The organism is Parasedimentitalea maritima (assembly GCF_005771405.1).
Taxonomy (GTDB): Bacteria; Pseudomonadota; Alphaproteobacteria; order Rhodobacterales; family Rhodobacteraceae; genus Parasedimentitalea; species Parasedimentitalea maritima.
In genome coordinates this window covers 82,086-108,460 of the sequence record NZ_VAUA01000011.1, presented here as the reverse complement: position 1 = coordinate 108,460, position 26,375 = coordinate 82,086, and the positions used below count along the sequence as shown (strand labels likewise).

General features: G+C 55.5%; 27 protein-coding genes and 1 pseudogene. 21 read left to right on the top strand and 7 right to left on the bottom strand.

Features of this window, described 5'->3' with window-relative positions:
- Positions 1–64 precede the first annotated feature (64 nt).
- From FEE96_RS19565 to FEE96_RS19550, 4 genes are all read left to right on the top strand, one after another.
- Positions 65–412 carry a hypothetical protein gene (locus FEE96_RS19565; RefSeq protein ID WP_138164815.1) on the top strand — a complete coding sequence of 116 codons (348 nt, stop codon included), beginning with the start codon at positions 65–67 and terminating at the stop codon, positions 410–412.
- Between the two features lie 256 nt (positions 413–668).
- On the top strand, positions 669–872 hold the full coding sequence (locus FEE96_RS19560) for a hypothetical protein (RefSeq protein ID WP_138164814.1): 204 nt from the start codon (positions 669–671) through the stop codon (positions 870–872).
- A gap of 134 nt (positions 873–1,006) precedes the next feature.
- Complete coding sequence (locus FEE96_RS19555) at positions 1,007–3,007, top strand: acetyl-CoA carboxylase biotin carboxylase subunit (protein WP_138164813.1); 2,001 nt, start codon at positions 1,007–1,009, stop codon at positions 3,005–3,007.
- A gap of 3 nt (positions 3,008–3,010) precedes the next feature.
- On the top strand, positions 3,011–3,535 hold the full coding sequence (locus tag FEE96_RS19550) for a hypothetical protein (protein ID WP_138164812.1): 525 nt from the start codon (positions 3,011–3,013) through the stop codon (positions 3,533–3,535).
- Positions 3,536–3,539: 4 nt separating this feature from the next.
- Here FEE96_RS19550 and FEE96_RS19545 read toward each other — a convergent pair whose 3' ends face one another.
- A complete protein-coding gene (locus FEE96_RS19545) occupies positions 3,540–3,983 on the bottom strand; it encodes a DUF4174 domain-containing protein (RefSeq protein WP_138164811.1) in 444 nt (147 codons plus the stop codon).
- Between the two features lie 180 nt (positions 3,984–4,163).
- Between FEE96_RS19545 and FEE96_RS19540 the strand changes: the two genes are divergently transcribed.
- From FEE96_RS19540 to FEE96_RS19495, 10 genes are all read left to right on the top strand, one after another.
- Positions 4,164–5,099: a hypothetical protein gene (locus FEE96_RS19540; RefSeq protein WP_138164810.1), complete on the top strand. Its 936-nt coding sequence runs from the start codon at positions 4,164–4,166 to the stop codon at positions 5,097–5,099.
- A complete protein-coding gene (scpA, locus tag FEE96_RS19535) occupies positions 5,062–7,191 on the top strand; it encodes a methylmalonyl-CoA mutase (protein WP_138164809.1) in 2,130 nt (709 codons plus the stop codon). The genes FEE96_RS19540 and scpA overlap by 38 nt, the downstream gene beginning before the upstream one ends.
- Positions 7,191–7,673 carry an MAPEG family protein gene (locus FEE96_RS19530; protein ID WP_138164808.1) on the top strand — a complete coding sequence of 161 codons (483 nt, stop codon included), beginning with the start codon at positions 7,191–7,193 and terminating at the stop codon, positions 7,671–7,673. Before scpA ends, FEE96_RS19530 begins: the two co-directional genes overlap by 1 nt.
- A gap of 119 nt (positions 7,674–7,792) precedes the next feature.
- Positions 7,793–8,425 (top strand): DUF1007 family protein, encoded by a 633-nt coding sequence (locus FEE96_RS19525; RefSeq protein ID WP_171021764.1) that lies wholly within the window; start codon positions 7,793–7,795, stop codon positions 8,423–8,425.
- 4 nt (positions 8,426–8,429) lie between these two features.
- Positions 8,430–9,344, top strand: coding sequence for a nickel/cobalt transporter (locus FEE96_RS19520; protein WP_171021763.1), 915 nt, complete (start codon positions 8,430–8,432; stop codon positions 9,342–9,344).
- A gap of 112 nt (positions 9,345–9,456) precedes the next feature.
- Entirely contained in the window at positions 9,457–10,059 is a 603-nt protein-coding gene (locus FEE96_RS19515) for a VOC family protein (protein WP_138164806.1), read from the top strand.
- A complete protein-coding gene (locus FEE96_RS19510) occupies positions 10,056–10,580 on the top strand; it encodes a GNAT family N-acetyltransferase (RefSeq protein ID WP_138164805.1) in 525 nt (174 codons plus the stop codon). Before FEE96_RS19515 ends, FEE96_RS19510 begins: the two co-directional genes overlap by 4 nt.
- 9 nt (positions 10,581–10,589) lie before the next feature.
- Complete coding sequence (locus FEE96_RS19505) at positions 10,590–11,288, top strand: molecular chaperone DjiA (RefSeq protein ID WP_138164804.1); 699 nt, start codon at positions 10,590–10,592, stop codon at positions 11,286–11,288.
- Entirely contained in the window at positions 11,269–12,264 is a 996-nt protein-coding gene (locus tag FEE96_RS19500; protein WP_138164803.1) for an endonuclease/exonuclease/phosphatase family protein, read from the top strand. The genes FEE96_RS19505 and FEE96_RS19500 overlap by 20 nt, the downstream gene beginning before the upstream one ends.
- 31 nt (positions 12,265–12,295) lie before the next feature.
- Positions 12,296–12,658: a hypothetical protein gene (locus FEE96_RS19495; protein ID WP_138164802.1), complete on the top strand. Its 363-nt coding sequence runs from the start codon at positions 12,296–12,298 to the stop codon at positions 12,656–12,658.
- Here FEE96_RS19495 and FEE96_RS19490 read toward each other — a convergent pair whose 3' ends face one another.
- The 5 genes from FEE96_RS19490 to FEE96_RS19470 form a co-directional block, all read right to left on the bottom strand.
- Complete coding sequence (locus FEE96_RS19490; protein WP_138164801.1) at positions 12,659–14,200, bottom strand: Ppx/GppA family phosphatase; 1,542 nt, start codon at positions 14,198–14,200, stop codon at positions 12,659–12,661.
- Between the two features lie 51 nt (positions 14,201–14,251).
- Positions 14,252–14,959 (bottom strand): P-loop NTPase family protein, encoded by a 708-nt coding sequence (locus FEE96_RS19485; RefSeq protein WP_138164800.1) that lies wholly within the window; start codon positions 14,957–14,959, stop codon positions 14,252–14,254.
- Position 14,960: 1 nt separating this feature from the next.
- Entirely contained in the window at positions 14,961–16,028 is a 1,068-nt protein-coding gene (locus tag FEE96_RS19480) for an AI-2E family transporter (protein ID WP_138164799.1), read from the bottom strand.
- A 222-nt stretch (positions 16,029–16,250) separates the two neighbouring features.
- Positions 16,251–16,550 (bottom strand): hypothetical protein, encoded by a 300-nt coding sequence (locus FEE96_RS19475; RefSeq protein WP_138164798.1) that lies wholly within the window; start codon positions 16,548–16,550, stop codon positions 16,251–16,253.
- A gap of 35 nt (positions 16,551–16,585) precedes the next feature.
- Positions 16,586–17,950, bottom strand: a complete 1,365-nt coding sequence (locus tag FEE96_RS19470) for an FAD-dependent oxidoreductase (RefSeq protein WP_138164797.1) — start codon at positions 17,948–17,950, stop codon at positions 16,586–16,588.
- Between the two features lie 452 nt (positions 17,951–18,402).
- Here FEE96_RS19470 and FEE96_RS19465 point away from each other — a divergent pair, with 452 nt between their 5' ends.
- From FEE96_RS19465 to FEE96_RS19455, 3 genes and pseudogenes are all read left to right on the top strand, one after another.
- Entirely contained in the window at positions 18,403–19,968 is a 1,566-nt protein-coding gene (locus tag FEE96_RS19465; RefSeq protein ID WP_138164796.1) for an ATP-binding protein, read from the top strand.
- 195 nt (positions 19,969–20,163) lie between these two features.
- The gene (proS, locus tag FEE96_RS19460; RefSeq protein ID WP_138164795.1) at positions 20,164–21,519 is read left to right on the top strand and encodes a proline--tRNA ligase; all 1,356 of its coding nucleotides are present in this window, start codon (positions 20,164–20,166) and stop codon (positions 21,517–21,519) included.
- Positions 21,520–21,630: 111 nt separating this feature from the next.
- Positions 21,631–22,134 (top strand): annotated as a pseudogene (locus FEE96_RS19455) (TAXI family TRAP transporter solute-binding subunit); the annotation flags it as partial.
- Between the two features lie 33 nt (positions 22,135–22,167).
- Here FEE96_RS19455 and ftrA read toward each other — a convergent pair.
- Complete coding sequence (gene ftrA / locus FEE96_RS19450; RefSeq protein ID WP_212744798.1) at positions 22,168–23,193, bottom strand: transcriptional regulator FtrA; 1,026 nt, start codon at positions 23,191–23,193, stop codon at positions 22,168–22,170.
- Between the two features lie 50 nt (positions 23,194–23,243).
- On the opposite strand from ftrA, the gene FEE96_RS19445 reads away from it, so the two are divergent.
- The 4 genes from FEE96_RS19445 to FEE96_RS19430 all read left to right on the top strand — a co-directional run bounded on the left by FEE96_RS19445 (position 23,244) and on the right by FEE96_RS19430 (position 26,368).
- Positions 23,244–23,624 (top strand): nuclear transport factor 2 family protein, encoded by a 381-nt coding sequence (locus FEE96_RS19445; protein ID WP_138164793.1) that lies wholly within the window; start codon positions 23,244–23,246, stop codon positions 23,622–23,624.
- 192 nt (positions 23,625–23,816) lie between these two features.
- Positions 23,817–24,146, top strand: coding sequence for a hypothetical protein (locus FEE96_RS19440; protein ID WP_138164792.1), 330 nt, complete (start codon positions 23,817–23,819; stop codon positions 24,144–24,146).
- A 262-nt stretch (positions 24,147–24,408) separates the two neighbouring features.
- Positions 24,409–25,695 (top strand): ABC transporter permease, encoded by a 1,287-nt coding sequence (locus FEE96_RS19435; protein ID WP_138164791.1) that lies wholly within the window; start codon positions 24,409–24,411, stop codon positions 25,693–25,695.
- Positions 25,688–26,368 carry an ABC transporter ATP-binding protein gene (locus FEE96_RS19430; RefSeq protein WP_138164790.1) on the top strand — a complete coding sequence of 227 codons (681 nt, stop codon included), beginning with the start codon at positions 25,688–25,690 and terminating at the stop codon, positions 26,366–26,368. Before FEE96_RS19435 ends, FEE96_RS19430 begins: the two co-directional genes overlap by 8 nt.
- Positions 26,369–26,375 lie beyond the last annotated feature (7 nt).

Genomic DNA, 26,375 nt, shown 5'->3' with positions numbered 1-26,375 from the left:
CTTGGGGCCCGGCCCTGCGGTCGGTCCCCAATCATCCGCGCGGCGCCGGGCTGGAGGCGCTCCAATGCTAAAACATCGCGGATTCCCTGGCCGACTGCCAGGCACAGATTTCCAATTCACCATTCGACGTCCTAATCCCAAAGGGGTGACGGCACTTTCCCGTCGTGAACGTTATCATGACCGCCGCCCGGCTGACCGGCGTGCGGATGCCGGGTTTATCAAGGCCCTGTGGGAACACTTTGGCGACCAGCCTTTTGAACGCGGCAACTTGGACGCCGGACGTATCAGCTGGCTGTTCGAACGTGAAATCCTGGCTGCTGAAGACCCTTTTGATCCCGAAAGCTATGACGCTCTACTGGTTCTGGACCTGCGCGTAGCGCAATTGTCCTTTCCCGACGTGTTTGGAGAGTAAACAGTAAGATGTTGCAGGCACGGCTCATAAATCAACGCGGAGCGGTCACGCAGGTGGCCAGATCCTGTGTGATTGGGGCCACTGCTGTGTCTGCCTATATCTCTCAGCAGTGGGCGGCGGGATGTCGCCGGGTCAAGCCACTGTTTCGGCATCTATTTGCGCAAAAAAATGGCGTGAACGTGCTAGCCTTGAATGCCCCCGTGCGAGGCGCTTTGACAACGGTCAAAGCAAAACCTCAGCAGAAGGGAATTCAACAATGCAGGCAGGTAAAATCACGCTCGTTTTTGGGCTTTGTGCAGGCTTGGCGGCCTGTGGCAGCACAACCGGGGAACAGGTTGCAATTGGCGCAGGCGCAGGGGCTCTTGGCTCGGTGCTGCTCAATACAAACCCGCTTACCGGCGCCGCCGTTGGCGTGGCTTCAAACCTTATCTATTGCAACACCAAAACTCGCAACTGCTAGCCCTTTTGCTTGCTTTGCCTGGCTGACCCACCAGCCTCTTATCGCTGTTACGAACACCTCGCATTCACCGCGTCCGGCCCTTCGCTGGAACGCGGTGAATTGCGTTACGACATCCCGAAGACAAAGGACTGCCCATGTTTAACAAGATCCTGATCGCCAACCGGGGCGAGATCGCCTGCCGCGTTATCAAATCCGCGCGCAAGATGGGTATCCAGACCGTCGCCATCTATTCGGATGCAGACCGACAGGCGCTGCATGTGCAAATGGCGGATGAGGCGGTGCATATCGGCCCCCCCCCAGCCAACCAATCTTACATCGTGATCGATAAGGTGATGGATGCCATCCGTAAAACCGGCGCGCAGGCGGTGCACCCCGGCTATGGTTTCCTCTCTGAGAACGCAAAATTCGCCGAGGCACTGGCCGCTGAAGGCGTCGCCTTTGTGGGGCCCCCAGTTGGGGCAATTGAGAAAATGGGTGACAAGATCACCTCGAAGAAAATCGCCCAAGAGGCTGGCGTCTCGACGGTTCCGGGCCACATGGGGCTGATCGCCGACGCGGACGAAGCGGTGAAAATCTCAAAAGAGATCGGCTATCCGGTGATGCTCAAGGCATCGGCTGGTGGCGGTGGTAAAGGCATGCGGATTGCCTGGAACGACGAAGAGGCCCGCGAAGGGTTTCAGTCGTCCAAGAATGAGGCAGCCAACTCGTTTGGCGATGATCGGATTTTCATCGAGAAATTCATCACCCAACCGCGCCACATCGAAATTCAGGTGCTCTGTGACAGCCATGGCAACGGCATTTATCTGGGCGAGCGCGAATGCTCGATCCAGCGTCGCCAACAAAAAGTGGTGGAAGAAGCGCCAAGCCCGTTCCTGGACGAGGCCACCCGCAAGGCGATGGGCGAACAGGCTGTGGCACTGGCCCAGGCGGTCGACTACGCCAGCGCAGGCACCGTGGAATTCATTGTCGATGGCGACAAAAACTTCTACTTCCTGGAAATGAACACCCGCCTGCAGGTGGAACACCCGGTGACCGAGTTGATCACCGGCGTCGATCTGGTTGAACAGATGATCCGCGTTGCCAATGGCGAAAAGCTGACTATTGCGCAAGCTGACGTAAAGCTAAACGGCTGGTCGATCGAAAACCGCTTGTACGCCGAAGATCCTTATCGCGGCTTCCTGCCTTCTATCGGACGCCTGACCCGCTATCGCCCACCATTTGAGGTGGTCGAAGAAAGCCACGTCGTACGTAACGACACCGGCGTCTATGAAGGCGGCGAGATTTCGATGTATTATGACCCGATGATTGCCAAGCTCTGTACCTGGGCGCCGACCCGGGGTGAGGCAATCGAACACATGCGCAATGCGCTGGACGGGTTCGAGGTCGAGGGCATTGGCCACAACCTGCCATTTTTGTCAGCAGTGATGGACCATCCGATCTTTATCGCCGGTGAAATGACCACTGCCTTTATCGAAGAGCAGTATCCCGATGGATTCGAAGGTGTTGAACTGCCAGCGGAGGCACTGCAGCGCATTGCAGCTGCTAGTGCCGCCATGCACCGTGTTGCTGAAATTCGTCGCACCCGCGTGTCAGGCCGCATGGACAACCACGAACGCCGTGTTGGTGTTGAGTGGGTGGTGTCATTGCAGGGGGAAGACTATGCGATGACAATTGACGCAGACCACGATGGGTCAACCATTGTCTTTGCCGACGGCACCGAGAAACGGGTCACCAGCAGCTGGACCCCCGGTGATCAACTGGCTGATCTTGACGTGGACGGCGAAAAGCTGGTGCTCAAGGTTGGCAAAATCCCCGGTGGCTTCCGCATCCGGTCTCGCGGCGCAGATATGAAGGTGCATGTGCGCACCCCGCGTCAGGCTGAGCTGGCCAAGCTAATGCCCGAGAAAGTCGCACCTGATACCTCGAAACTGTTGCTCTGCCCGATGCCCGGCCTGATCGTCAATGTGGCGGTTCAGGTGGGGGATGAAGTCCAAGAAGGCCAAGCCCTCTGCACCGTCGAAGCAATGAAGATGGAAAACATCCTGAAGGCCGAGAAGAAGGGCACCGTTTCCAAGGTTAATGCCTCCGCTGGTGACAGTTTGGCAGTGGACGACGTGATCATGGAGTTCGAATAAGATATGACCTTGGCGCAATCATATCGCCGAACTGCAAAAGCGGTTTTGGTGTCGCTGGCCCTGACCGGACTGGCTGGTTGCGCCATGGACAAAGAAGATGAGGTGCGCGCCCAAATTGGCGATTGGGTCTCTTTGGGCGATACCAGCTATTTCAAATCCTCGATGAGCTGCACCGCTGGTGTGTTTGAAGTCGAAGGCGTCCGGATCACTTCACTGATATCCAAGGCCCGGTCGGTGGCCACTGGTATGACGTTGCTAAAAAGCGGTGAGGCTGTGGCGTTTGATGTCAAAGGCCTGTCGCCGAATGCGGTGTCAGAACAGATCATGACGAAGGATCTGCCACAGGGGCTAGGGGTGCTGTCGTCTGGCGTAGCGGGCAAGGGTTGCATGGATGAAACGACCAAAAACGCCTATCTTCGGGCGCTCTTAGATCCAGAGGCCGTGTTGATGTTCGACCCGAACGGCAATGTGATGGCTGTGCTGGACCGGCGCAACGAACGGCTGTTCTTCTCGCGGGGAACAGTCTGATGGTTCAGCTGCCGCGCCGTTCTTCAACCTCGCGCATGCGCGACGGAAATTTGTCGATGGTGCGGCTCAGCTCGCGCACGGTCCATGGGCTTGGCTTGCGCAATTTTACGCCTCCATCTTTACCCACTAGCACCAGCATAAATCCACGTGGCCGCAGTTTCTGGCGCAACACTGAATCGGCGGCCGGGTCTGTATCCACTAAGACCACCACGTCGCGATCAAACAGCGCCTCGGCGCCTTGCGACAGACGCTCTATTTGTTCGTGGAACCGTGGATCATCCGGACTGTCGGCAAAGACGACGACGGGGCGATTCTTCCACAGAAACTCGCTAAGGTCGCTATCACTTCCGGGCTGGATCAACGCCGGGGTCACAGTCTCTGCGGCATCTTGCGCCACTAAAGTGGCCGGAAGAAAGGTCGCCAGAACAAGGGCAAGGAATGGTTTCATAATGTCTCCTGTCCTGTTGAATATATGCGTCCCTGCGCAGAATGCGATGGGGGAAATGACCCGATCTTGGAAAAACTCAATCTTCGTTAATCGGTTTGAGAGGGGCTGCAGGTAATGTGCATGCAGTTTTCTTCAAATCGGCTGCACCGCGTGGCCAGTGGCCATAGGACGGGCAAAGCAATGTACGTTTTCTTGCATATTGGGGCACATCGCTGCGCCACCACCAGCTTTCAGGAATATCTGCGCCAAAATGCTGAGGCACTGGACGAGCAGAATATTGGCTTCTGGGGCCCACATCGCACACGTAATGGGTTGTTCAACGGTATTTTGCCAACACCTTCGGCTGCCACAGGTCGCGACCAGCACCGTCGTGCCATTGGGCGGGTGCAGATGCATATGACCCGCAGCATGGATCTTGGGTTGGATCACCTGCTGATCACCGATGAGAACATGATGGGAACTGTGCGCGAAAATCTGCGCCTTGGTGCGCTCTATTGTGGTGTCGGCGAACGGATGGCGCGGTTTGCTCAGGCGTTTGATGGGCGCGTCACGGATGTGGTTGTGAACTTACGCAGCTTGGAAACCTATTGGGCCTCTGCGCTTGCCTATGGCGTCTCGCGTGGTCACCGGGTGCCCAGTGCGGCAATGCTGGACCGGCTGGTAGACAGCCCCCGCAGTTGGCGGGATGTGCTGACCGATGTGGCCTGTGCTGTTCCCGGCGCCCGTATCTGGGCGATGCCGTTTGAAACTTTTGGTGGCCGCCCTGAGGCGCAGCTTTCTGCGATGATAGGTCAGGACATGCCACGTGCTCATGCCCGTATCCGCCTGAATGCCACACCGCATCTGGAGGAACTGCGCACGCAGCTTCAGTCTTCGGTGGCTGATCAATTGCCCACAGGGCAGGGACGCTGGCAACCCTTTGACGACGCACAGATTGCGGCCCTTCGCGAAACCTATGCAGACGACCTGATGTGGTTGGCCGCTGGCGGCGATGGCCTAGTGCAGCTGAAACAAGATCCAAACAAAATAGGGCAGGGCATGAACCCGACCCAGACAGACCTGACAAGAGGAAGACCCCATGACGACCAAGACAGACGAATGGCGGGCACTGGCTGAAAAAGAGCTTCGCGGACGTGCCGTTGATGATCTGAACTGGCAGACCCTCGAAGGGATCGAGGTCAAGCCGCTTTATACCGAAGAAGACACGGCTGATCTGCCCCATATGGGATCAATGCCCGGCACCGGCCCCTTTACGCGTGGCGTCAAGGCCACGATGTATGCTGGCCGCCCTTGGACCATCCGGCAATATGCCGGTTTCTCCACCGCCGAAGAGAGCAACGCCTTTTATCGCCGCAATCTGGCCGCAGGCCAGCAGGGGGTCTCGGTTGCGTTTGATCTGGCGACACACCGTGGCTATGACAGTGACCACCCGCGGGTAGAAGGCGATGTTGGCAAGGCCGGTGTGGCCATCGACTCTGTCGAAGATATGAAAATTCTGTTCGATGGTATCCCGCTGGATAAGGTCTCAGTATCGATGACCATGAACGGCGCAGTGATCCCAATTCTGGCCAGTTTCATCGTGGCTGGTGAGGAGCAAGGCCATGACAAATCGCTACTGGCCGGCACCATTCAGAATGACGTGCTCAAAGAATTCATGGTCCGCAACACCTACATCTACCCACCGGAACCCTCGATGCGGATTGTGTCCGACATCATCGAATACACCTCGAGCGAGATGCCCAAGTTCAACTCGATCTCAATCTCCGGCTACCACATGCAAGAGGCCGGCGCCAATTTGGTGCAGGAACTCGCCTATACTTTGGCTGATGGCCGCGAATATGTGCGCGCCGCGATCGAGGCCGGAATGGACGTCGATAAATTCGCTGGCCGTCTCAGCTTTTTCTTTGCCATTGGCATGAATTTCTTCATGGAGGCTGCCAAGCTGCGTGCTGCGCGTCTGCTGTGGCATCGCATCATGACCGAATTCGGCGCCAAATCGGAACGCTCCAAAATGCTGCGCACCCATTGCCAGACATCCGGCGTGTCGTTGCAGGAGCAAGACCCTTATAACAACGTCGTGCGCACCGCGTATGAGGCGATGGCGGCAGCTCTTGGCGGCACCCAGTCGCTGCACACCAATGCCCTGGACGAGGCGATTGCCCTGCCGACAGACTTCTCGGCGCGTGTGGCTCGCAACACTCAGCTGATCCTGCAGGAAGAAACTGGCATTACCAATGTGGTCGATCCACTGGCCGGGTCTTACTACGTCGAAAGCCTGACGGCTGAGCTGGCCGACAAAGCCTGGGAGTTGATCAAAGAGGTCGAGGATATGGGCGGCATGACCAAGGCCGTGGCCTCGGGGATGCCAAAGCTGCGCATCGAAGAGAGTGCGGCCAAACGGCAGGCGATGGTGGATCGTGGCGACGAAGTGGTTGTTGGTGTCAACAAGTACCGTCTGGATAAACAGGACCCAATCGAAATTCTGGATGTGGACAACATGGCTGTACGTGACAGTCAGATTGCGCGTCTGGAACAAATCCGTGCCACACGTGACACTGCCGCCTGTGAGGCGGCTCTGGAGGCCGTAACCACCTGTGCCAATGAGGGGGGCAACCTGTTGGCCGCCGCGGTTGAGGCGGCACGTGCACGGGCCACAGTGGGGGAGATTTCGATGGCAATGGAGAAAGAGTTTGGACGTCACCGCGCAGAGGTGAAAACTTTGGCCGGTGTTTATGGCGCCGCTTACGAGGGCGACGAAGGCTTTGCTGCCATTCAAAAAGACATCGAAAACTTTGCCGAGGAAGAGGGCCGACGCCCACGTCTTCTTGTGGTCAAGATGGGTCAGGACGGTCATGACCGTGGCGCCAAAGTCATCGCCACTGCTTTTGCAGACATCGGCTTTGACGTCGACGTGGGGCCGTTGTTCCAAACGCCTGCTGAGGCGGCACAGGATGCCATCGACAATGATGTGCATGTGATTGGCATTTCAAGTCAGGCTGCTGGTCACAAGACATTGGCCCCTCAATTGGTGCAAGCGTTGAAAGACGCAGGCGCGGGCGACATTCTGGTGATCTGCGGTGGGGTCATTCCGCAGCAGGATTATCAGTTCCTGTATGATGCTGGCGTAAAGGCGATCTTTGGCCCCGGCACCAATATTCCCGAGGCGGCACAGGACATACTGCAACTGATCCGCGCCACCCGTACCTGATGGGGAAACGCGGTAAGATTGCACTGGGAATGATCGGCGGTGGCCTTTGGGGGCTGCTGCTGGTCGGCGGGCCACAATGGTTGGGCTTTGGTTACATTCCAGCGCCGCTTGCACTACCTGCTGCCTTGCTGGTGCCGGGTCTGTTTCTGGTCGCAGTGATCGGGTTTCTGGCACAGCGGCGATTTTTTGACGACACAATTATAGATGGCGAGCCATTTGCCCATGGCTCGCCGGAAGAGATCGCGCAGCGGGTGCTGGCTAACACAGTTGAGCAGCTTGTTCTGGCACTGGCGATATGGCCTTTTGTTGCCCTTACATTGGGTGGAGCCGTCGCCATTTCATTGGGCCTTGGCTTTACCCTGATGCGAGTAGTTTTCTGGCTTGGTTACCTGATATCTCCACCTTTGCGCGCGCTGGGGTTTGCTGGAACTTTCTATCCGACTCTGGTTGCTGCTGTCTGGTCAATCTTGATTTGGGTTTGACGCTGAAGCCGTAACCGGGGATCAAAAATCAATACTGAACAGGCATATGCTTGCGCAAAACGGGCTCCTGTAACGCGCCGCACTTGCTGCCGGTTTGGCTGCGCTTTACAGAATTAAATATGAAAATCGCTTTACCCATTGCTACCGCTTTTTCACTGGTCCCCGTAGGGGCCAACGCGCACCCGCATATTTTTGTCAACACCGGGCTAACGGTGATCATCTCAACTGCAGGGCAGTTGGAAGCGGTGGAAATCACCTGGGCCTATGATGAATTTTATTCCTTGCTGATCTTTGAAGATCTGGCGCTGGATGCGGATTTCGACGGCGAGCTGACGCAGCAAGAACTTGATAAACTACAAGGGTTCGATCTGCAGTGGAGCGAAGGTTATGAAGGAGACAGCTATTTGACCAGCAACGGTGTGAAGCTGGCCCTCGGGGCAGGTGAACATTTGCTGACAGAAGTCTCCAATGGTCAGATCACCACCCGTCACCGCAGAGAACTGGCGCAGCCGGTTTCGGCGGATGGCGTTGTGTTCAGAGCTTATGACCCGACTTATTACACGGCCTATACTTTGAACCAAGGGTTGGAGGTCAGTGGTGACTGCAAGGGTGAAATCACACCACCGGATCTGAATGCTGCGTATAGCATGGTTGAAGAGCTGCTCTACTCAATGCCAGCCAGCCAGACAAATGATGCCTATCCGGAAGTTGGCGAAGCCTTTGCGGATGTTGTGCGGCTGAGCTGTGAGTAAATCTATGCGCTGGATTGCTTTGGTCGCTGCGATAAGTCTTGCCATTGCCGCTGTTTATTTTTGGTTCATGGGAGGTGCTGAGCCGTTCCTTGCTTGGGCAGCCGAGAGCCAAAGACAGGTGCAAAACGCAATGGCACGCGGTTTGCGGTCTCTGCGCGCAGGGGAGCCCGGGGCGCTTATGGCGCTGCTAACATTCTGTTTCAGCTACGGTTTCTTTCACGCAGCCGGACCAGGCCACGGAAAACTGGTGATCGGCGGCTATGGTCTGGGTAAGCCGGTCCCAATGTTACGGTTGGCCGGGCTGGCAATCACAGCGTCGCTGGCACAGGCCGCAACAGCGGTACTGTTGGTGGCAGGCGGTCTGTCCCTGTTTGATTGGCGCCGCGAGCAGCTGACAAGTGCCGCAGAGGATGTGTTGGCGCCGGTTTCTTATGGGCTGATTGCCCTCGTTGGCCTTTGGATTTTGTTGCGGGGGGGGCGCCGCTTGCTCCGGACCTGGCAAGCCGAACCCCATGGCCATCATCACGATCATGATGCTCCGGAAGACGGGGGAGAGTGCCCGACCTGCGGGCACCGGCATGGACCAACGCTAGAAGAAGCGGCCAACATGTCCTCTTGGCGCGATGCAGTGGCGATTGTAGGTGCGGTGGCGATCCGACCCTGTACTGGGGCGGTGTTTCTACTGCTGCTCACCTGGCGTATGGGGATATTGTGGGCTGGTATTGCCGGAGCTTTTGCCATGGGGCTGGGAACGGCTTTGGTTACAGTTGTTATGGCGGTGGCCGTGGTTACCCTGCGAAAAGGGACATTGGCACAGATGCAGGGAACCGGTGCGCTGCGGGCCGCTGCGGCTCTTGAGATTTTCGCCGGGACTGTGGTTGTCGTTTTGGCCAGTCAGATTTTCATGCGGGCGCTGTAACCCGCATAATTGCCCCAAAGTTCGGCATATTGGCGTCCCTTCGCTCACCTGAACTATCACCTTGCCCCCGGTCTTTTCGCGGCTAAGGTGACGCCAATAACAGGAGCGTGCAATGGAACTGGATCATCTGGCAGTGGCGGGCGAAAGCCTTGAGGCGGCGAAGGCCCATGTGGAAGAGGCGCTTGGCGTTCCGTTGCAGATGGGAGGCCAACACGCCATGTTTGGCACTCATAACTATCTTCTGGGTCTTGCTGACGGGTTATATCTGGAGGCGATCGCCATCAATCCTGATGCAACGCCGCAACGCAGTCCTTGTTGGTTTGATCTGGACCGGTTTTCTGGCGCGCCCCGCATCAGTAACTGGATCTGCCGCTGCACTGATATGGCACAAGAGTTAGCTGAATTGCCAAATGGGGTAGGGGCACCTGTTGCCTTGACCCGTGGTAGCTTGCGCTGGGATATGGCGGTGCCTGACGATGGAATTCTGCCTTATGACAATATGTTCCCAGCTCTGATTGAATGGCACAGTCCGCATCCGGCTCCAAACCTGACACAGCAGGGATGTCAGTTGAAGCGACTGACCATATCCCACCCTAAAGCGGACCAACTGCAAACCCAATTGCCACTGGGCGATGACCGGGTCGCCTATGAACGCGGTGAGGCTGGATTTGAAGCTACCTTTGATACCCCTCACGGGGAGAGGATCCTGCAATGATCATCCGGCCGGCACAGCCCGAAGATGCCGGTGCAATCTGCGATATCATCAATGCATTGGTGCGCGATACACTGGTGACTTTCACCACACTCGAAAAGACCACCTCTCAGGTGTGCGCAGACATTGCTGAGAAAGCGGGCGGGTATCTTGTCGCCGAGTTGGATGGACAAGTGGTTGGGCATGCCAACTACGGTGCGTTTCGCGGGGGGCCTGGGTATCGCCATACGGCGGAACACACCATTCATTTGGTCCCCGCCGCAAAGGGGAGTGGTATTGGGCGCGCACTGCTGCTGGCTCTTGAAGATGTCGCCGCTCAGGCTGGGATACATGTTCTGGTGGCTGGCATCAGCAGTGCTAATCCTGCTGGTTTGAAATTTCACGCTGCGATGGGATACAGTGAAGTGGGTCATCTGCCCGAAGTTGGACGCAAAAATGGCCAGTGGCTGGGGACTGTCCTGATGCAGAAAATCCTGCCTCCCAGCTCGCAAGCCGAACCTGACAGTTTTGACAAAAAGGATTAGAGTAAACACATGTCACTCTGGGCCCGAATATCAGAAGCCATTGCCGCCCTTGCTAAGGGCGAGAACCTGTCTCAGGTGTTTGAACACCTGCGCGGATCGCCGGAAAAAACCGTTGGCTTTGCCATTGCGGTGATTGCACTGGGGGCCAAGATGGCCAAGGCGGATGGACAGGTTACGCGCGACGAGGTGACCGCCTTTCGCGAAGTCTTCCAGATTGCCAGCGGCGATGAAGCAGGCGCCGCAAAGGTGTTTAACATGGCGCGTACTGATGTGGCGGGCTACCGCGAATATGCCCAACGGATCCAGGCAATGTTTGCTGAAGATCCCACGACCCTGTCTGACCTGATGGAGGGGCTGTTTCACATTGCTATGGCAGATGGGTTTTATCACCCCAATGAAAATGAATTCCTGCGCGAGGTGTCGCTGATCTTTGGTTTGGATATTACCCAGTTCCGGGCGCTGCGGGCGCGGTTTGTACCTGATGCACCTCAGGATCCCTTTACCATATTAGGGGTGAGCCCTGACATGCCGCGCGACGAGATCCGCAAACATTGGCGCAAGTTGGTCCGCGAAACCCACCCCGATGCCATGATGGCGCGAGGGGTGCCGGAAGAGGCGGTCCGTCTGGCTGAAAAGCGAATGATCGATATCAACCGCGCCTGGGATCAAATCAACGGATGTGCAAAATATGCGGCTTGTCAGCTATAACGTCGAGTGGTTTGCATCGCTGTTTGATGAGAAGGATCAATTGATCCTTGATCAGGCGCCGTCAGGGCGACATGGGGTCGATCGATACTCTCAGGGACATGCGCTGACACATGTGTTTCAGGCCTTTGATGCGGATGCTGTCATGGTCATCGAGGCCCCCAATTCTGGCCGCCAGCAAAGCACGGTAAAGGCGTTGGAGAACTTTGCTGAGAGGGCAGGGATTAGGGCGCGCCGCGCCATTATGGGGTTTACCAATGATACTCAGCAGGAAATTGCCCTGTTGTATGACCCCGATGCACTGCAGGCGCGACATGATCCGTTGGAAAGCAGCGAGGCGCCGCGCTTTGATGGAACATTTAAAATTGATCTCGATGTCGACGCCAAGCTGGATCATGTGACGTTCTCCAAACCGCCATTGGAGCTGTCAGTAACCACTGCCTCTGGGCGTGCCGTTCGTCTGATTGGCGCGCATCTGAAATCAAAGGCGCCACATGGTGCGCGCAATGCGGATGCGGTGACCCGGCTTTCAATTGCCAACAGGCGTAAACAATTGGCGCAGGCGATCTGGTTACGTGGGCGTGTGGATCAACACCTGCGCGCAGGTGATGATTTGATTGTGATGGGAGATCTGAACGACGGCCCCGGCCTTGATGAATACGAGTTGCTGTTTGGTCGCTCAACGGTGGAGATTGTGATCGGCGATGACATGATGGATCCACACGCCCGTCAGGTGATGAAGCCCCGAGCCAGTGTTCAACCCAGCACATCGCGGTTCTATAACGCTACCAACAAGCGGTATTTCCGTGCGCTGCTGGACTATGTAATGGTGTCGCCAGGATTGATGAACTCTGCACCCAGCTGGCGGATCTGGCACCCGTTTGAGGACGGAGACTGTTATAACGACGCCGACCTGCGCGAAGCATTACTGGCGGCGTCAGATCATTTTCCTGTCTGTTTAGACATTGATCTGACTTAAAATCACCAACCAACCAGCCTATATTGAGCACATGAAACAGATTTTACCTCTCACCTTTGCCGCATTTATTGCACTGCCCGCGGTTGCCCAGGACCAGGATCAGGATCCCAGCTTGATGGAACAGGGGTTAGAGCTGTTCTGGGAAGGGCTGCGGCAGGAAATGGCGCCAACACTGGATGACATGCGCCAACTGGCCGAAACGCTGGGGCCCTCGATGCAGGGTTTCCTGAGCGAGATGGGGCCCGCGCTGGCGGAAATTGCCAATCAGGTTGAAGATTGGAGCGTTTACGAGATGCCCGAGATCCTGCCAAATGGGGATATCATCATTCGTAAGAAACCTGATCAAGAACAACCGCAACAGCAGCCGCAGACCGACGGGCAAACTGATATCTGATCAGTCGCGGACCTGAACCGTAACCTTGGCCCCCAATGTACTCACCAGCGATTTGAGCCGCGCTTCGGCCACCTCTCCAAACAGGGGCTCCATGTCGCGTGGCAGGGTCAGGGACAGTAACCTTTTGCGGGGTTGCCACTTCAACTTGCCTATATCTCCATCCTGAGACACCATCAGCATCGCGCCAAACCGCATCGCTTTACCTAGTATTTCGGCCTCTTGGCGGCCTTTTTCATCCAGAAGCTCATACAGATCCTGGAACGGCGTGCCTTCACGTTTGTTGCGATAGCGATGAAGCAGTGCCAGCCCCAGAAAAACCCGCTCGGAATGTTTTAGCCCGCCCAGATTGGCGCGGGTCGCATTATCGAAGCAGACTTCAGCCCGGTAATCAGGGTGGGCGCGCCAGCTGACGTCGTGCAGCAAACAGGCGGCTTTGATCAGTCGCTTGGTTGTGTCTGGGCTGGATTTGAACAGCGGCAGTACAAAATTATACAGGGTTTTGCCAAAGCCGGGCATGCGCGCATCTTTGGCCTCGGCGAAGCGGCAGGATTCAACCAGCGGATCCCGTTTGCGCAGGCGCTGTGGCATTTGTTCGTACAGCAGACCTTCACGGATGCCATAGCTGGAGATCGCGATGTCCTTGGGCTTAAAGGTGCGTACCAGCCGCGCCAACACATCCACAGCATAAGGCACCAGCGACATTCGGGCGGAGGAGAGGCCACAGGCGTTGCGCAGAGTTTCCAAATCCTGTGAGTCGATATACTTGATGGTGTCGCGCACACTCTGCGCCGTCATCCGGTATTCATGCAGAACCTTCAGCGAATATCCGCGCCGGGCCATATCGATGCGGGCGATGGCGCGCCAGCTGCCCCCAACAAGGAACAGGCGGTCCTTTTGCGGCCCCATCTTTTCCTTCAGGTCATGGATCACCTGCTTGATGTGATCCTTGCGGCCCTTTCGCCCACCAGGCAGTTCGCGCAGCTTCAGCGGTCCCAGCGAAGAGGTCACCCGCTTGCCAACGCGCCCCTCCTGAATTTCAGCCAGTTCCATCGACGAACCGCCGATATCACAGACCAAACCATACGAGCCGGGCCATCCCAGCAAAACACCCTGGGCTGACAGACGGGCCTCTTCACGGCCATCGATGACCCAGATTTTCAGCCCGGTTTCGCGTAAAACATCGTTGCAGAAATCGGGTCCATCACTTGCGTCCCGGACAGCGGCGGTTGCCACCACAGATAGCGGCGGCAGACCCATGCCCTGTGCCAGGTTCTGAAACCGCCGCAGTGCCGATAGAGCCCGAATGCGCCCCTTTGGGTTCAACACACCGGTTTCCGACAGGCCAGACCCCAAGGCACACATGATTTTTTCGTTGTAGAAATAGGCCGGGCTGCGGGCAGCCCCATCAAAGACTACAAGACGGACCGAGTTGGACCCAACATCCACCACGCCAACCCGTGACAAGGCACGGGCACCAGGGTCTTCAAACAGCGGGCGCTCAAATGGCCCCCACTCAGCAGCAGGATCCGGTGACACGTTCATGATCTTCCCCAGGTCGTCGTGGGCATAGGATGCGAAATCAGCTGTCGCGGGTCAATCATCCTTTGGGTCCGATTCTAGACTCATTTCGTATTGATTTTGTGACAGTAATCGGATCGCCAATGGGCGCGACAAAGTGTGGCCCTCCGAGAGCGATATTTCGTCCATCTGTTCAACAATCTGCGCGGCGGCTTCAAAAGAACGATCCATATGGGCAACCAGATAAGGGATGACATCGGGCTTGGGCATGATCTGGCGATCATTGAATAGTTTTGCCAGCACTACAGCCAGCAATGCGTCGTCTGGTGCTTCAAGCGCGACATGGGTTGCAGCCTGCACCCGGCTTTGCAAGTCCGCCAATGTCAGCCCCCATAGGTTCGGTGCGGGCTGCCCTGTGAGCATCAGCGCATGGCCATTTGCCAGTACCATATTGTGCAGGTGAAACAGCGCCTCTTGGGCCTGCGGGTCACGGGCAATGTTGGGCACGTCTTCAACAGCCACCGGACCGCTGGCCAAATTGGGAACCTTATCTTCGGTCAGGTCAGTGGCGGCAATGATGCGCGCGCCGGACTGGCTGGCCCAGACATGCACCAGATGGGTTTTGCCAGCGCCGCGAGGACCGCTCAGCACCAGCTTTCCGCTTGGCCAGCTGAAACTTGCATCCAACATCGCCACTGCCATTGCATTCGATGGCGCTACAAAAAAGTCATCCCTTCCTAACGCCGGCTTGGCGGGAAGATCAAAGCTAAGCTGTCTGTGCATATTAGTCGGCGTCCTGATGGCTTTCGCCCTGATATAGCCGACTATCGAGATATTGCTCTACTGCAAATCGCGCAATCACACCAAGCGCTGCAGCGACGGGAACCGCCACCAGCATCCCAACGAAGCCAAACAGCGACCCAAACACCGACAGCGCCAGTAGCAACCAAACCGGATGCAGGCCGACAGAATTACCCACAAGTTTTGGGGTCAGGTAATTGCCTTCGATCACTTGGCCAATGACAAAGATGACACCCACCATCCCAATTGACCACCAGTCGCCCCAGAACTGAAACAAGGCGAGTCCGATGGCAAGAGCGCCGCCAATCAGCGCACCAAGATAGGGGATAAAGGTCACCAACCCGGCAATAAATCCGACGGCCAAGCCAAAGTTCAACCCCACCAGCATCAGCGAAACCGCGTAGTAAGAGCCAAGGATCAGGCAAACAGTGCCCATACCGCGAATGAAGGAGGCCAATACGGCATCGATCTCACCGGCAAGGCGATGAATGACGGGCGCATGATCACGCGGCAGTAGCTCGCCAATGCGGTTTGTCATCCGGTCCCAGTCCAGCAGCAGGTAGATGGAGACCACCGGCACAATGACGATCAACACCACTATATTTAGAAGTGAAACAGCAGAGCCAAGGACGGTTTCCAGAACGCCAACCCAATGGCTTTTCAGGGATTCCGCCAGGGATGCAATGGTCTGGTGCATCTGGCTGGTTTCATCAAACAGGGACGGGAAGCGGTCAAAGGCAAATGATCGGGCATCGCGAAACAGTTCAGGCAGGACCTGCACCAGTTCGATCATCTGAAAAATCAGCGTTGGCACAACCACCAGAAGCAACACCAGAAACACCAGTATGGCCCCCACGGTGATCACCGCAGTGGCACCGGCTCGGCTCAGGCCCATGTTCTCCAGACGGTCAGCGATAGGGTCGATCAGATAGGCCACAGCGCCACCCAGTACAAAAGGCAGCAGCACATCCCCCAGAGTCCACAGCAATACCGCGATGGCAAGGGCGACGATGCCCCAATAACTCATCTGTTTCTTTACAGGTAGTGTCATGATTTCTCTGTCCACTTTGGTCCGGGGCAATCGTCGTTTGGGCAGTTTTCACCCAAGGGCTGGTTGCATGCAAGGGGCAGGTGTCAATCCCCGGTGGGTAAGCCGGGGACTTCTGCAGTTTTGTTGTGGATCGATTTATGCATTGAACGTCAGAAATGCATAAATCGATCCGAACTGAGATCAGCCACCGGTCGCCGAAAATCCCTAACCTTAAGAGGCAATTTAGGAGAGCGATTTTACTATCATTTTAAGAAGCCTTTCAGCTTTCAGCCTTGTGTCTCCAGTGAACTCTCTTTCCCGTAGAAGGGCGTGCAAATTTGACTTCAGCCCAAAGAAAACCTCGGTTCCGGTCGCCGCTTCGGCTATAGCCGAAATCAGTGCCGCGCCATGATGATCAAGTTTAGTTTTGGCAAGCAGCCGAGCAAGTTCCCGGGCTTCCTCATAGTGGTCAAAACATTCAGTCAAATTGATGCACTCCCAAAGATACCATTCCGAAAATTCGAAGGCCTGATGTACTGCCACGTCAGATCAAGCTCATCAACGATTTTTCAGATTTCTCAACGGATCCGCACACCCTGTCGTTTCAGCTCAGTCTGAACGGCAGTAATGTCAATTTGATCCAATGGGGTGTCACTGCGGATCGACTGCGCAGCTGCGATGCCTGCTCCCTGACCAGCCACCGCGCAGCAGGCCATGTTGCGGGTGGCGGCATGGGCCACTTTGTCCCCACCAATGGCGCGCCCGGTCACCAGCAGGTTCTTCACACCCTTGGGCAGCATACAGCGATAAGGGATCTGCATGTACCGGCCAGTGGTGGGCAGAATCAGGATGCCGTAGCCGTCGATGAATTCAGGATAGATGCCGATGCTATCGTCAAACCGGCCCTGATTGCGGGTCTCGTCCTCGGTGATGTTGTGCATGGCATCGATCTTGCGGGTGTCGCGGATGCCAAGCGTCATGCCAAAATTACGCAACCGCGCCGCCTCGCAGCCCGGTGTGTAGGCTTTCAATGCTTCAATCGCCAACATCGCCTGTTTGCGGCCTTCGATCTCGCCTTTGGTCATGCTGTCTGGGTCGGTGCCATCAATCTCGGCCAGATGCACCAGGTTCATATAGGTCATCTCACCACTGTCATGCACCGCGCCCCAGGTGCCGCCAATGGTGTTCAGATGCGCCGGGATAACCCCGTCACGGATCGCCTGACCAAAGGGTTTGGCCAGAAAGGGCGAGAACATCTCGTCCTCTTTGCCATCGGTTTCCACCTGCCATTCACCGGTCGACCAGTCGGCATAGGTCTGCGGGTCCGCCTTTACCCCGTCCATGAACTTTTGCTTATCCACGCCAGCTATGTGGAACATCACCGATGCCGCCTGCATGTCCTCAATCGGGGTTTTGATACAGGGGGCGCCCATCATGTAGGCAATGTCTGCATCGCCTGTGGCATCAATCACCCGCTTGGCCAAAATCGCTTCGCGCCCGGCCTTGGATTCTACGATCACCCCAGTGACAGTATCGTCTTCACGGATCGGCGCCACAAACTGGCGGTGTAACATCGGGTGAATGCCGGCCTCTTCCACCAGCTTGTCCGCCACCAGTTTGAAGCCTTCGCTGTCCAGCTCATAGCTTAAAGACTGGCTCTCTGGCACCGCAGCCCCCATTGCCTTGGCACGCTCTTCGAACTCCCAGCCGATGCCGCCTGCCTCAACCGTTTGTTCGTGGCGATACCAGGCAAAACCCTCGACCCCGACGGTGGTGATATTGCCGCCAAAACAGCCAAACCGGTCCAGCAAGGCCACCTGCACACCAGCCCGCGCTGCTGCAAGTGCAGCCGCCAACCCACCGGGGCCTGATCCGATCACCAGGACTTCGGTTTCATGAATGACGGGTATTTCGCGGGAGGGTTCGGTTATGGTCTTGGTCACGGGGGCTGCTCCACCTAAATTTCGGGCAACATACGAAACTTGAATGAGCATTCTAGAAAGTTCGCGACACGGGTCGTCAAAACCGACACCCAACATAAGTATTGCCGCAATACAATTGAGCAAAGAACCGAGCTTCCGCAAAAGACGGGGACTGTTACCAAATCCATTTTATCCCACCGTAACGGATGCGCGCTTCGCAGCTGTTGGTGACATGGCCTTACTTGGGGGGACGGTGCCTCTGACGGTCTGAGTGAAACCAAAATGTACTCTTTGGTACCCACCCGCGCTTTTCGTTTTGTAGCACATCATGGGTCATGAAATGATTTGCTAACATTTATTTATTAGTCAATTCTGTATGAAATTGAGCGATATAAGCCCGCGTACCCTTGGCCTTGCGAGAATTATTAGTGCTTCTAGACGGATCATCCAATCAGTTTGAGCTATTCGAGGCCATGAATCTCGCTGTCATCGTTCTTGAAGTTGGAATGGATGGTTTGCCGCGATATGTTATGATGAATGCAGTTTCCCGCAGCATAGCAGATCTGACGCGTGACGACTATTTGGGTAAAACTGCGTTAGAAATTTATGGTGGCGCGATGGGTGAACGGGCTTTGGCTAAACAGCTCGAAGTCGTTCATGCTAGAAAAGAAATCACCTATGAAATCACTATGCCCAAAGTTCAGCGAACCTTTCATTTGCGGACGACAATGAAGCCCATTTTTGGTGCAGATGGCAGGTTAACACATCTGATCGGATCATCAATGGATGTGACCTCAGAGCGGGAATTGGACACGGCTCTGGAGCTTGCAAAAATAGCGAAGGAAAAGGCCGAGGAGGCCGGTCGAATAAAAGAACGGTTTCTGGCCAATATGAGCCACGAGATCAGAACCCCCATGAACGGTATATTGGGAATGAGCGAGCTGTTGTTGGAAAGTGAGCTCGACGAACAGCAAGTAGTGTTTGCAAATACCATCCATAACTCGGCGGATTCACTGCTTGAAATCATCAACGATATATTAGATTTTTCGACGATCCAGGCGCAAAGGGTTTCACTTCGTGATGAACCGTTTTCCCTGAATGGAATGGTTCGCGAGATTGGCGACCTGTTATGGGCACGCGCGGCTTATAAGGGCATAGACCTACGCATAGATTATCCAGAAACCGAACCTCAGAACTTTGTAGGTGATGTGAACAAACTGCGTCAGGTTTTGCTGAACTTAATTGGTAACGCCATCAAGTTTACAGAAGAAGGCCATATTACACTCGGCGTTCTTTTCGATCCAAGTAACCAGAACTATCCCCTTTGTATTACCGTTTCTGACACAGGAATAGGGATCGACGACAGTCGTAAAGATACCATTTTTTCGGCATTTGAACAGGTTGACAGCACTGCAACCCGCGAAGTGGAAGGAACAGGCCTGGGCCTTGCGATCACACAGGCGCTGGTTGAGCTTATGGGGGGGGCGGTGCGTGTCGATTCCGCATTGGGCGATGGAACCACCTTTTCGGTACTGCTTGATTTGCCGATATCAGAGCAAGCTATCGGGTCGCCTGCACCGGAAAACGCGATCACCTCGGACAACTCTTTAGGTTCTTTGGCTGAACCACAGCAAAGCGTAGATGCGGAGTTTGGTGAGGCCTTTGGGATCCTTGATGGGCTGAAAATTCTTGTTGCCGAGGACAACAAAACCAATCAGTTGGTTGTTAAAAAGATGCTCAAACTAACCGGGGCAAATTTGCACTTTGTTTCTAACGGGCTGCAGGCGTTTGAAGCTTATAAAAGTGGGGAATGGGATTTGATTCTGATGGATCTTTCCATGCCGGTTTTAGGCGGGCTTGAAGCGACACGCTTGATCCGCAATTACGAAAAAGAAACCCAGTATCCCGAGTGCCGGATCATTGCATTGACCGCCAATGCCCAGCCCAGTGACGCCGAGGCCTGTCTTTCGGCCGGTATGAACAGTTTCATGACTAAACCGTTTCGCAAAGCAGAGCTATTGGCACAGGTTCAGGCTTAGCGGCAAAAGTGCAGTTGGCAAACGTCAAGCCAGCTGGTTTCCTACACATGGCATAGGGGTCGTAATTACGCCTGAAGGTTTAGGTATCTGTTCCGTGCCGACTGTCACACAGGGGCCATCTGCACACTTGCCCAGCTTGGTCACACGCTCTAAACCGGGCTAAAGTTCAAGATTTCATCACGCACCGGAGTGCCCATGCGCCTGTCCCGCTATTTTTTGCCCGTTCTGAAAGAGACGCCATCTGAGGCGCAGATCGCCAGTCACCGTCTTATGCTGCGTGCCGGCATGATCAAACAATCTTCTGCTGGGATCTATTCCTGGCTGCCAATGGGCTTCAAGGTCCTGAAGAAGATTGAAACCATCGTGCATGACGAACAAATGCGGGCGGGTCACATCCCAATGCTGATGCCGACGTTGCAGTCGGCGGATCTGTGGAAAGAGTCCGGTCGCTATGACGACTATGGCAAGGAAATGCTGCGCATTTCTGACCGGCATGGTCGCGATATGCTTTATGGTCCCACCAACGAAGAGCTGATCACTGACATCTTCCGCAGCCACGTCAACAGCTACAAAGACCTGCCGCTGACGCTGTACCACATCCAGTGGAAATTCCGCGACGAAGTCCGCCCGCGTTTCGGCGTCATGCGGGGCCGCGAATTCTATATGAAGGACGGCTACAACTTCGACCTCACCAAAGAGGATGCGCTGCACGCCTATAACCGTCACCTGGTCAGCTATCTGCGCTCCTACGAACGTATGGGCCTACAGGCGATCCCAATGCGCGCCGATGGTGGCCCAATTGGTGGCGACTATACCCACGAGTTCCTGGTGCTGGCGGAAACGGGCGAGTCCGAGGTGTTCTATGACAGCGACGTCACCGACCTGAGCTTTGGCGATCGTGAGATCGATTATGACAGTGTCGAGCAGTGTCAGGGTGTGCTGGAAGAGTTCACCACCAAATATGCCCGCACCGACGAAACTCACGACGAAGCTGCGTTCAACGACGTTCCAGAAGAACGTCGCCGCACCGCACGTGGTATCGAAGTCGGCCAGATCTTCTACTTTGGCACCAAGTATTCTGAGGCACTGGGTGCCAAGGTTCAGGGCCCGAATGGCAAGCCAACCCCGGTTCACATGGGCTCACATGGTATTGGCGTATCGCGCCTGCTGGGTGCGATCATCGAGGCGAGCCACGACGACAAAGGCATCATCTGGCCCGAAGGTGTCACTCCGTTCCACTGTGGTATCGTCAACCTGAAACAGGGCGATGACGAGGCGGATGCGGCCTGTAACCAGCTCTACGCTGCACTGACCGCTGCGGGGCTAGAGCCACTGTATGACGACCGTAAAGAACGCGCTGGCGGTAAGTTTGCCACTATGGATCTGATTGGTCTGCCCTGGCGCATCACTGTTGGCCCACGTGGGTTGAAAAACGGTGTGGTCGAACTGACCTCGCGCCGCACCGGTGAAAGCGTCGAGCTAAGCCCGGAAGAGGCGGTGAAAAAGGTCGCCGAGATCTACGCCCCACACATGACCAGCCGCGGGTTTTGAAGCCTAAGGACAGCTTGAAGAGCAAAGGGCAGGTCGAAAGGCCTGCCCTATTTATTTGGCTCTGAATACACAGAGACTGGATGTCAAACCGTGTATTGAGGGGAAGAGAAACACCTTGCTCAGTTGTTGCGTGCACACAAGTTGGGCAAAGACGATTTTACCTCCATCGGTACGCTGAAACCCAAGGATCATGGTAAGGCCCTGTGTCGTGGTCAGTTTGATGCTGTGTTTGCAGTTGTCGGTTATCCGTCTGGGGCAATTCGGGCAACGGCAAAAAAGTGCGCCGTGAATTTGGTAAACTTGCAGAGCAGACAGATAGACCGTCTTATTGCCAAGTCTCCCGAGTTTAGCAGAACAACAATTCCCCGAGGCACATATCCCGGGGTTGATACTGATACCGAGACATTTGGCTATAAATCTACTCTATTGACGCATGCCAACGTGCCCGACCAAGTTGTCTATGAACTGGTAAGGGCGACCTTTGAGAACCTTGAAGAAATGCGTGGTGAACACCCGGCCTGGCACGATCTTCAGCCATCCAAAATGATCCGCGATAGCCTTGTTGCGCAGCTGCACTCTGGCGCAGCTAAGTATTATCGCGAGCGGGGGGGCTGAAGTAACTTCCGCCGCTATGGGTGGAGGATATTCTTAAACCGACCGGTGAAAGCTCTTCCTGTAATCCGCCGGCGACACCGCCAGAACATTGCGAAAGTGATAACGCAGGCGGTCTGGGGATTCAAAACCCACCGTTTGGCTGATCCCCTCGATTGACTGGGTTGTGGTTTCCAACAGTTGGCAGGCGCGTGTTACCCGTTCGTGGGCCAGCCATTGCATGGCGGGCAGGCCAACGTGGTTTTGGAATTGCCGTTGAAATGTGCGGGGCGACATGCCGGCCAGCTTTGCCATTGTTGCAACTCGGTGGGTTTCGGCCAGTGTGCTGCGAACCTGATCCATCATATCTGACAGGCGATGTGACCCCCCGGGTTTGGCCACGGGCTGTTCAATGAACTGCGCCTGTCCACCATGTCGGTGGCCATGCATGACCAAACGTCGAGCCACCGAATTGGCGATCTCCGCTCCATAATAGTTGCGCACGATGTGGACAGAGGCGTCAATCCCGGCCGAACTGCCGGCCGATGTGATGATGTTGTCTTTGTCCACGTATAGCTCGTTTGGGCGTAGGGTAACATCGGGGTATTTCTGCGCAAAATCATCAATATAGCGCCAATGTGTGGTGGCGCTCCGCCCGTTCAGAACGCCGGCAGCCGCCAGCACATAGATGCCCGAGCAGATTGAGAAAAGCAGCGCGCCACGGGCGTAGCAGTCTTGGATGAGGGCGCACAGTTTTTCCGGAACGGGTTCGTCCTTTCCACGCCATCCCGGGACCACAATGATATCAGCCCGCTCCAGATCCTGCGCCGTTCCGGTAGCCTGCACAATCAATCCGCCCGCCGCAACGTTTTGCTTCCCCTCGGTTTGCACGGATGAAAATGTGAACAGGCTTCCGCCAAGTTCCGGGCGGCTAAGCCCAAAAACTTCGGCAACAATACCGTACTCGAATGTGCACAGCCCATCGTAGATCAGCGCAGCCACCCGAGGTGGCAGTGCTTCTGGCGACAGAGACTTTGAACTTGGCGCAATTTCCGCCAGTTTTGGCATTTTCTGATGTGGCATTATTTCACTGTACTGCCAAATTATGACAAATCAACATAAGGAAACACATCATGGTTCAGAACCCCGAACTCTTTGAAGCCGTACAGGTTTACTTTGACGGCTTATTTCACTGCGACACTGATAAACTGAATGCAGTGTTTCATGAAAGCTCGAGTCTGTTTGATGCGGAAACTGGTGAGATTTTTGCGGAGCCGATCGCACCGTTTATTCGCGACGTTGGGCTAAATGAACCAAACTCTCCGGCCAACCTTGGTCAGGCACCCGAAAGTGAAATCCTGATGATTGACTGGCTGTCCCCCAAATGCGCTACCGTCAAAATCCGTATCCGCGCACGAGAAAAAGTGTATCAGGATCATCTGGGCTTTGTGAAAGGATCAGACGGTTGGAAGATTGTATCCAAAATTTGGTTTTTGGAACGTCTGATTGCGTGACGGCGAGTCAATTGGGCTACCAGAGGTGTAAATGCACTTTTAGATTGTTTTTGCGGTGGAAAATCCACCTCTGGTGGTTGCCGTGTCGCAACTATTGATGACTTAGCCAATCAAAGTCGTCAAAAGAATGTAGAAATACGTAAACCCTGCGCTACTATAAGCAGATCATTTTTGGAAAATGGGGATAATCTAATGTCGTTTGCGTGGTTAAAAATGCTTTCTCTTGGGGTAATTGTGTCCTCAATGCCTAATGCTGCCTTGCCTCAGGTCACAGGGGATGCCCTGACTGATGCGCGAAACCGTCAAGTTTGTGGCACCGGTGAACTCGTACGGGCTAAGTATCTTGAAAGCGGTGTTCTGCAAGTATATTGCCGCGGCGGACCTGTGACCAACAATGTATTGGAGGGAACGGCGTTGGCTGGCGGGGCTGGGGCTGCTGGGCTTGCGGCACTAGTTATATTGGCGGTTGTTATCGGAGACAGCAGCGACGGAACCACCACAACCACCACAACAACCAGATAGCCAATAGATCGGCCCTGGACACAATTGCAGTGACGTAGCATTTCCTGCGTTTTGTTCGTTGGTTTCCAAACTGGCTTGCGGCCTCGGTGATATTTTCACCGGGGCGTGTTTGCGTCGATGCTCCCAAGTCGTATGGGAGAGGCCCGTTTAGCTGCAGACCTGGACATAACACTGGGCGGGGATTGTCGCGCAGACAAAGCCCCCTGCTTGACCCCGGGCGTGTCACAGCCCATTTTGGCGGAAATTCCGAGCAGGAGCCAAAATGGCCAGTACACCACCACCGTTTTCGAGATTTGAATGGATGATTGCCTGGCGATACCTGCGTGCCCGTAAAGCGGATGGCGGGGTGTCGGTGATGACATTGATCAGTTTGATCGGGATCGCGTTGGCGGTGTTTGCGCTGGTCGCGACACTGGCGGTGCGCGAAGGTCTGCGTTCGGACATTATCCAGACCATGCTGGGCGCAAATGCCCATGCCGAGGTTCATTACAGGCGCGACTTTAGCGGTGAAATCCCCGTTGATCATTTGATCCGCGACTATAGTAGCCTTGTTGAAAAAATTGGGGACCTGCCAGAGGTGACCCACGCTTCTCCATTGGTGCGTGGGCAAGTTATGGGCAGCTACAGGGGGCGCAACCTGCCGGTGGATGTCTATGGCATCACACTTGAGGATCTACGCAACTATCCGATGGTGGCAAAACCAAATGAAGCACTGGGAAGCCTGGATGATTTTGAAACGGGTGTTGCCATTGGCGCAATGATGGCGCGGCAACTGGGGGTAGGGGTTGGCGACCGGATCAAGTTGATTTCCCCTGATGGGGTCAAAACCGCAATGGGAACCTCGCCACGGGTGTCTGCCTATGAGGTGGTGTTTATCTTTTCTTCCGGGCAGGGTTTCATCGACCAAAGCCGTCTCTACCTGCCACTGGCTGAGGCGCAGAGCTTCTTCAATCGGGAAGGCGCGGTTGATCAGGTTGATCTGCGCCTGATAAACCCGGCAAAGGTTGGTGCACTTGTGCTGCCCATACTGCGGTCCAGCGGGGATAGAGCTTACGTAACCACTTGGCAAGACAGGGCAGGTGGTATGATCCAGGCGCTCAAGATGCAGGACAACGCCATTTTTATTGTGCTGTCGATACTGGTCCTGATTGCGGCGCTCAACATCGTTTCAGGGTTGATCATGCTGGTCAAAAACAAAGGCCGTGACATTGGCATCCTGCGCACAATGGGGTTGAGTCAGGGGTCCATTCTACGGGTATTTTTCCTGTGTGGCGCCTCGGTTGGCACAGTTGGGACGCTGATTGGTGTCCTTCTGGGCGTAGTGTTCGCAGCCAATATCGACAGCATTTATGGGCTGGTCGACTGGATCACCGGTAGTGGTGTACGTGACCTGGAAGCCAACGGCTTCTTCTTCCCCTCAGCCATTGTGACGTTTGGCGATGTCAGTTCAGCAGCGGGCCTCAGCCTCGCTCTCAGCTGGTTGATCACATTCTTTCCAGCCCGGCGCGCCGCGCGAATGAACCCGGTTGAGGCGCTGCGCTATGAGTGAACTGATGTTGGAACTAAATGGGATTTCAAAGTCATATAGCCGGGGAAAACCGGGGCAGGTGGATGTGCTGCGTGGTGCCGATTTGAATTTGCGTGCAGGTGAGGTGGTGGCACTGCTGGCACCTTCTGGGGGGGGGAAATCTACCCTGCTGCATATTGCAGGCCTGCTGGATACACCGGATGATGGTGAGATCAAAGTGGGCGGGCAAAAGCTGACGGGGAAAGGGGATCGACGGCGGACCTGCGTTCGGCGGCAGGATATTGGATTTATCTATCAGTTCCACCACTTGCTGCCAGAATTCAGCGCGGTGGAAAACATTGTCCTGCCCCAACTGGCCAATGGCACCTCTCAGGCCGAGGCCAACGCAAGGGCACTGGACCTGTTGACGCGCGTGGGACTAGGATCGCGCGCTGATCACCGTCCTGCAGCGCTGTCCGGAGGAGAGCAACAACGCGTGGCTTTTTGTCGGGCTCTGGCCAATCAACCCCGCATTCTGTTGGCGGATGAACCCACCGGAAACCTCGATCCAGACACGTCAGATCAGGTGTTTGCCGCGCTGATGGATCTGGTGGCGGACACAGGCATGACGGCGCTGATTGCTACCCATAACCTGGACCTGGCGGCCCGGATGGACCGAACCATCCGATTGGAAAATGGCATCCTGACAGATTAGTCTAGGA

Excerpts from the sequence above, each read along its gene's own strand:
- FEE96_RS19565 (WP_138164815.1), top strand. The coding sequence starts at position 65 with ATGCTAAAACATCGCGGATTCCCTGGCCGACTGCCAGGCACAGATTTC.
- FEE96_RS19560 (WP_138164814.1), top strand. The coding sequence starts at position 669 with ATGCAGGCAGGTAAAATCACGCTCGTTTTTGGGCTTTGTGCAGGCTTG.
- FEE96_RS19555 (WP_138164813.1), top strand. The coding sequence starts at position 1,007 with ATGTTTAACAAGATCCTGATCGCCAACCGGGGCGAGATCGCCTGCCGC.
- FEE96_RS19550 (WP_138164812.1), top strand. The coding sequence starts at position 3,011 with ATGACCTTGGCGCAATCATATCGCCGAACTGCAAAAGCGGTTTTGGTG.
- FEE96_RS19545 (WP_138164811.1), bottom strand. The coding sequence starts at position 3,983 with ATGAAACCATTCCTTGCCCTTGTTCTGGCGACCTTTCTTCCGGCCACT.
- FEE96_RS19540 (WP_138164810.1), top strand. The coding sequence starts at position 4,164 with ATGTACGTTTTCTTGCATATTGGGGCACATCGCTGCGCCACCACCAGC.
- scpA (WP_138164809.1), top strand. The coding sequence starts at position 5,062 with ATGACGACCAAGACAGACGAATGGCGGGCACTGGCTGAAAAAGAGCTT.
- FEE96_RS19530 (WP_138164808.1), top strand. The coding sequence starts at position 7,191 with ATGGGGAAACGCGGTAAGATTGCACTGGGAATGATCGGCGGTGGCCTT.
- FEE96_RS19525 (WP_171021764.1), top strand. The coding sequence starts at position 7,793 with ATGAAAATCGCTTTACCCATTGCTACCGCTTTTTCACTGGTCCCCGTA.
- FEE96_RS19520 (WP_171021763.1), top strand. The coding sequence starts at position 8,430 with ATGCGCTGGATTGCTTTGGTCGCTGCGATAAGTCTTGCCATTGCCGCT.
- FEE96_RS19515 (WP_138164806.1), top strand. The coding sequence starts at position 9,457 with ATGGAACTGGATCATCTGGCAGTGGCGGGCGAAAGCCTTGAGGCGGCG.
- FEE96_RS19510 (WP_138164805.1), top strand. The coding sequence starts at position 10,056 with ATGATCATCCGGCCGGCACAGCCCGAAGATGCCGGTGCAATCTGCGAT.
- FEE96_RS19505 (WP_138164804.1), top strand. The coding sequence starts at position 10,590 with ATGTCACTCTGGGCCCGAATATCAGAAGCCATTGCCGCCCTTGCTAAG.
- FEE96_RS19500 (WP_138164803.1), top strand. The coding sequence starts at position 11,269 with ATGCGGCTTGTCAGCTATAACGTCGAGTGGTTTGCATCGCTGTTTGAT.
- FEE96_RS19495 (WP_138164802.1), top strand. The coding sequence starts at position 12,296 with ATGAAACAGATTTTACCTCTCACCTTTGCCGCATTTATTGCACTGCCC.
- FEE96_RS19490 (WP_138164801.1), bottom strand. The coding sequence starts at position 14,200 with ATGAACGTGTCACCGGATCCTGCTGCTGAGTGGGGGCCATTTGAGCGC.
- FEE96_RS19485 (WP_138164800.1), bottom strand. The coding sequence starts at position 14,959 with ATGCACAGACAGCTTAGCTTTGATCTTCCCGCCAAGCCGGCGTTAGGA.
- FEE96_RS19480 (WP_138164799.1), bottom strand. The coding sequence starts at position 16,028 with ATGACACTACCTGTAAAGAAACAGATGAGTTATTGGGGCATCGTCGCC.
- FEE96_RS19465 (WP_138164796.1), top strand. The coding sequence starts at position 18,403 with ATGAATCTCGCTGTCATCGTTCTTGAAGTTGGAATGGATGGTTTGCCG.
- proS (WP_138164795.1), top strand. The coding sequence starts at position 20,164 with ATGCGCCTGTCCCGCTATTTTTTGCCCGTTCTGAAAGAGACGCCATCT.
- ftrA (WP_212744798.1), bottom strand. The coding sequence starts at position 23,193 with ATGCCACATCAGAAAATGCCAAAACTGGCGGAAATTGCGCCAAGTTCA.
- FEE96_RS19445 (WP_138164793.1), top strand. The coding sequence starts at position 23,244 with ATGGTTCAGAACCCCGAACTCTTTGAAGCCGTACAGGTTTACTTTGAC.
- FEE96_RS19440 (WP_138164792.1), top strand. The coding sequence starts at position 23,817 with ATGTCGTTTGCGTGGTTAAAAATGCTTTCTCTTGGGGTAATTGTGTCC.
- FEE96_RS19435 (WP_138164791.1), top strand. The coding sequence starts at position 24,409 with ATGGCCAGTACACCACCACCGTTTTCGAGATTTGAATGGATGATTGCC.
- FEE96_RS19430 (WP_138164790.1), top strand. The coding sequence starts at position 25,688 with ATGAGTGAACTGATGTTGGAACTAAATGGGATTTCAAAGTCATATAGC.